The organism is Micromonospora globispora, from assembly GCF_003857015.1.
Classification (GTDB): Bacteria; Actinomycetota; Actinomycetes; order Mycobacteriales; family Micromonosporaceae; genus Micromonospora; species Micromonospora globispora.
This window is the reverse complement of the sequence record NZ_QGGF01000422.1, coordinates 1-4,447: the sequence shown is the minus strand read 5'-3', so window position 1 is coordinate 4,447 and position 4,447 is coordinate 1. Positions and strand designations below refer to the sequence as shown.

At 75.0% G+C, this 4,447-nt stretch carries 7 protein-coding genes; 5 read left to right on the top strand and 2 right to left on the bottom strand.

Annotated elements, in window-relative coordinates:
- The 5 genes from DKL51_RS35095 to DKL51_RS22840 form a co-directional block, all read left to right on the top strand.
- A partial coding sequence (locus DKL51_RS35095) for a hypothetical protein (protein WP_221623225.1) occupies positions 1-378 on the top strand: 378 nt, incomplete at its 5' end.
- Positions 375-872: an SRPBCC family protein gene (locus tag DKL51_RS22855; RefSeq protein ID WP_109947058.1), complete on the top strand. Its 498-nt coding sequence runs from the start codon at positions 375-377 to the stop codon at positions 870-872. The genes DKL51_RS35095 and DKL51_RS22855, both read left to right, overlap by 4 nt.
- A 52-nt stretch (positions 873-924) precedes the next feature.
- On the top strand, positions 925-1,518 hold the full coding sequence (locus tag DKL51_RS22850) for a DNA-3-methyladenine glycosylase I (protein WP_124812462.1): 594 nt from the start codon (positions 925-927) through the stop codon (positions 1,516-1,518).
- A gap of 82 nt (positions 1,519-1,600) precedes the next feature.
- A complete protein-coding gene (locus DKL51_RS22845; protein ID WP_109947059.1) occupies positions 1,601-2,224 on the top strand; it encodes a hypothetical protein in 624 nt (207 codons plus the stop codon).
- A gap of 64 nt (positions 2,225-2,288) precedes the next feature.
- A complete protein-coding gene (locus tag DKL51_RS22840) occupies positions 2,289-3,041 on the top strand; it encodes an SDR family NAD(P)-dependent oxidoreductase (protein ID WP_109947060.1) in 753 nt (250 codons plus the stop codon).
- Positions 3,042-3,059: 18 nt separating this feature from the next.
- On the opposite strand, the gene DKL51_RS22835 is transcribed toward DKL51_RS22840, so the two are convergent.
- Complete coding sequence (locus tag DKL51_RS22835; protein WP_109947061.1) at positions 3,060-3,851, bottom strand: enoyl-CoA hydratase/isomerase family protein; 792 nt, start codon at positions 3,849-3,851, stop codon at positions 3,060-3,062.
- 4 nt (positions 3,852-3,855) lie between these two features.
- A partial coding sequence (locus DKL51_RS22830; protein WP_124812461.1) for a PaaX family transcriptional regulator occupies positions 3,856-4,447 on the bottom strand: 592 nt, incomplete at its 5' end.

Sequence of the window (4,447 nt, the reverse complement as noted above, 5' to 3'; positions counted from 1 at the left end):
ACCGCCGCCACCGGCACCGTTGGCGGGACCGCCGCCACGGACAGCGGCGCCTCGGCCGAGCCCCGCCCCGACGCCGAGGTCGCGGCCGACTCGGATGCCGCCGCGCAGCCGGCGGCGGGAGGCGAGGGTGACACCGCGAGCGCCCCCACCGAGCCGACCGGCGCCGACCGGGAGGTCAACCTCCGGCCGCCCGCCGCCCCGACCTTCGCGGCCGACGCGCCGGTTACCGACCCCGTGTTCGCGACCGGCCGGCCCACCCACGACAACGGGACGGCCGCCGACAACGGGACGGCCGCAGACAACGGGGCTGCCGGCGTGGACCGGGACGACGAGCGGGCCCGGGAACACGGCGCGGTGGTTCGGTCGGAGTCGGCGTGACCGGGCCGGAGGGCGCGGACGGGCTGGGCGACGCCGCCCAGCCGGGCGCCGGCGAGATCACCGCCACGGTGATCGTCAACGCCCCCGCGCCGCGGGTCTTCGCGGCGCTGACCGCATGGGAGCGGCAGTCCGACTGGATTCCCTTCACCACCGTGCGGGTCGTCGAAGGGGACGGCGGCGAGGGCAGCCTGGTCGAGGCGGTCACCGCGCTCGGCCCGGCGGTGCTGCGGGACGAGATGCGCGTGGTCCGGGTCGACGCGCCGTACGAGGTCGGGGTGGTGCACTTCGGCAAGCTGCTGCGCGGCCCGGGCGTACTGCGCTGCACCCCGGTGGAGCGGGACCGCACCCAGGTGGTCTGGCACGAGTGGTTCCACCTGCCCGGCGGAGCCGCCGGCCGGGTGGCCTGGCCGGTGCTCTGGCCCGGCTCCAAGTTCGGCCTGACCCAGGCGCTGAAGAAGTTCGCCCGGCTGGTGGAGCAGGGCCGGCTGCCCTGAGCGACGCTCCGGCCGCGGTCCGCTGTCGGTGGGCTGCCCTACCGTGTACGTCGTGACTGACCTGGTGACCGGCCCGGACGGGCTGCCCCGCTGCGCCTGGGGCACGAGCACCCCGGACTACGCCGTCTACCACGACCGGGAGTGGGGCCGGCCGCTGCGCGGCGACGACGCGCTCTACGAGCGGCTGACGCTGGAGGCGTTCCAGTCCGGCCTCTCCTGGTTGACCATCCTGCGCAAGCGCCCCGCCTTCCGGCTGGCCTTCGACGAGTTCCGGATCGAGAAGGTCGCCGGCTACGGCGAGGCCGACGTGACCCGCCTGCTGGCGGACGCCGGGATCGTCCGCAACCGCGCCAAGATCGAGGCGGCCATCGCCAACGCCCGGGCCGCGCTGGACCTGCCCGACGGCCTCTCCGCGCTGCTCTGGTCGTACGCGCCGGCGCCACGGTCGACCCGGCCACGGTCGTACGCCGAGGTGCCGGCGCTCACCCCGGAATCCACCGCGATGGCCAAGGCGCTGAAGAAGAGCGGCTTCCGCTTCGTCGGCCCGACCACGGCGTACGCGCTGATGCAGGCCACCGGCATGGTCGACGACCACCTGGCCGGCTGCCACCTGACCGTCGACCCGGCCGACGCCGCCCGGGCGTGAGGGGCGCCGGCCGGGCGTGACCTCGGCGGCGTCCGGCCGACGTGACGGGACCGGCGCCGACGTGGCGTGATGGGATTGCCTCATGACCGACACCGAGCTCCGCGCGAGCGGGACGATCGACGGCGGCAGCGGGCACGGCGCCTGGGCGGTGCTGCTGCCCGCCGAGCGGTACGAGGCCGAGCGGCTCGTGCACCACGACACCCTGGAGCTGACCGGGCTGGACGGCACCGCCCGCCCCCGCCCCGGCGAGCCGGTCGCCGTGCTGGCCGACGAACCGCCCCGGCTGGTGGCGCTCGGCCGGGTCGCCGCGGCGACCGGGGAGACCCGGGAGGATCCGGACGATCCGCAGTCCGAGGTTGGCCCGGGGGAGCTCGTGGTCACGTACAGCCGGCGGGCCTTCGACCGGCCGGTGCCGGCCGAGGGGCTGGCCCTCCATGCGCCGGTCACCGCGCTGGACGTCGCCGCCTGGCGGGAGTTGGCCGACCGGCTCGGCCCGCCGCCGGCGCGCCGTACCTGGCTGGTCAGCCTCGACCTGCCGATCGAGGCGGCCACGCCCGCCGAGGCGGTCGGGATCTTCTGGTCGTACGTGCAGGAGCTCGGCCCGCGGGAACTGCCCGCCTTCGTTTCGCCCTCCGGCGACGAGCTGGCCATGCAGGCGTTCGTGCTCGGCGCGGAGGCGAACCAGGATCCCGAAGAGGACGACTGACGGCGGGCCGCCCGGTTACGGTGCCGGGGAGGGCCGGTGCCGGCTGGCCGGGCGAGGGGGTCCGATGCGGTTCCAGGACAGGGTCGCGTTCATCACCGGCGGCGCGTCCGGCCTCGGCGAGGCGGCGGCCCGCCGGTTCGCGGACGAGGGCGCCAAGGTGGTGATCGCGGACATCAACGCCGAGGGCGCGGAACGGGTGGCCGCCGGGCTGCCCGACGCGTACGCGGTGGTCGTGGACACCGGCGAGGCCGCCTCCGTGGAGCAGGGCATCGCCGACGCGACGCAGCGGTACGGCCGAATCGACATCATCTTCAACAACGCCGGCATCGACGGGCAGCAGCAGCCGCTGCACGAGATGGACGTGGCGAACTGGGAGCGGGTACGCCGAATCAACGGCGACGGCGTCTTCTTCGTCCTGAAGTACGGCGTCGAGGCGATGCTGCGCGGCGGCGGTGGGTCGATCATCAACACCTCGTCCACCACCGCGCTGGCCGCCCAGGAGAACATCTCCCCGTACACCTTCACCAAGGCCGGCATCGTCGGCCTGACCCGCTCGGCGGCCATCGAGTACGCGGCCCGCGGCATCCGGGTGAACGCCGTCGCCCCGACGGTGGTGATGACCCCGCTGGTCGAGCACTTCATCAACAGCGCGCCGGACCCGGGGCAGATGCGGCAGCAGATGGAGTCGTTCAACCCGAAGCCGGGCATCCCGACGCCCGACGACGTGGCCGGGGTGGTGGCGTTCCTCGCCTCGGACGACGCCGCCTGGATCACCGGCCACACCATCCCGATCGACGGCGGCTACGTCGCCCGCTGACGCCCGGCCCCGGACGGGTCAGCGGCCCTCGAAGACGGGCTTCTGCTTGTTGACGAAGGCCATGGTGGCGGCTCGGTGGTCGGCGGTCGCGCCGCAGATCGACTGGGCCTGCGCCTCCGCGGCCAGCGCGTCGGCGAGGGTGCCGGCGTCGGCGATGGAGAGCTGCCGCTTGATCGCCCCGTACGCGACGGTCGGGCCGGCGGCCAGCCGGGCGGCCAGCTCCTGCGCGGTCGGCAGCACCTGCTCGTCGTCGTCCACCAGCTTGTTGAGCAGGCCCAGCCGGCACGCCTCCTCAGCGCCGACCGGCTCGGCGAGCATCAGCAGCTCGACCGCCTTGGCGTGGCCGACCAGCCGGGGCAGCGTCCAGGAGGCGCCGGTGTCGGCGGCCAGCCCGACGCCGGCGAAGGCCATCAGGAAACGGGTCTTCGGGCCGCCGATCCGGAAGTCGGCCAGGAACGCCAGCGAGGCGCCGGCACCGGCGGCCATGCCCCGGACCGCGGCGACCACCGGCTTGGGCAGGTTGGCCAGCCGGGCGGCGATCGGGTTGTAGTGGGCCCGTACGGTGGCCAGCGGGTCGGCGTCCGCCGCTTCGAGGGTCTGCACGTGCTCGCGGAGGTCCTGCCCGGCGCTGAACGACCCGCCGGCACCGGCCAGCACGACCGCCCGGCAGGACCGGTCGGCCTCCAGCTCGGCCAGGGTGTCCCGGAGCGCCTCCTTCAGCGCCACGTCGAGCGAGTTCATCGCCGTCGGGCGGTTCAGCGTCAGGGTGACGACGGCGTCGGTGCGGTCGACGAGCAGCGGCTCGGTCACGTGTCTAACGACCCTTCTGTCGGGCGAGGCGGTTGCTGGCGTCGAGGCAGTGCTCGACGTACCGGTCGGCGGCCGGCCGGAGCCGGGCGGCGTGCCGGTCGAAGAAGCTGGCCGCGCTGGTGCCCGGCCAGCGCTCGGGAAGCAGCGCCGGGGGGAGCTGCGGGTCCCGGAAGAGGAAGGTACGCCACGCGTGCACGAGCTGGAACCGGGCCGCGTACGCCTCCTCGTCGCTGCTGCGTACGGTGACCCCGGCCAGCAGCGGCTTCTGCTCGGCGACGAAACGTTCGTAGGCCCGCCCGATCTCGGCCAGGTCCCAGGCGCGGCGGACCACCGCCACGGCGCCCGGCGTGCCGGCGACGTGCGCCGCGGTGAACCGCTCGTAGCGCACGCCCGACTCGGCGAGCAGGACGTCCACGTCCTCACCGGGGCGGGTGGCCACCCAGTTGCAGTCGTCGAGCGTGCCGTAGCCGAGGAAGGTCAGGTTCGCGGCGAGCCGTTGGCGGTCACGCCGGGAGGCGGGGGCCTCCAGGACCAGCAGGTCGAAGCGGCCGTCCCAGTTGTGCCGGCCGGTGCGGTAGATCCGGGCGGCCGCCTCG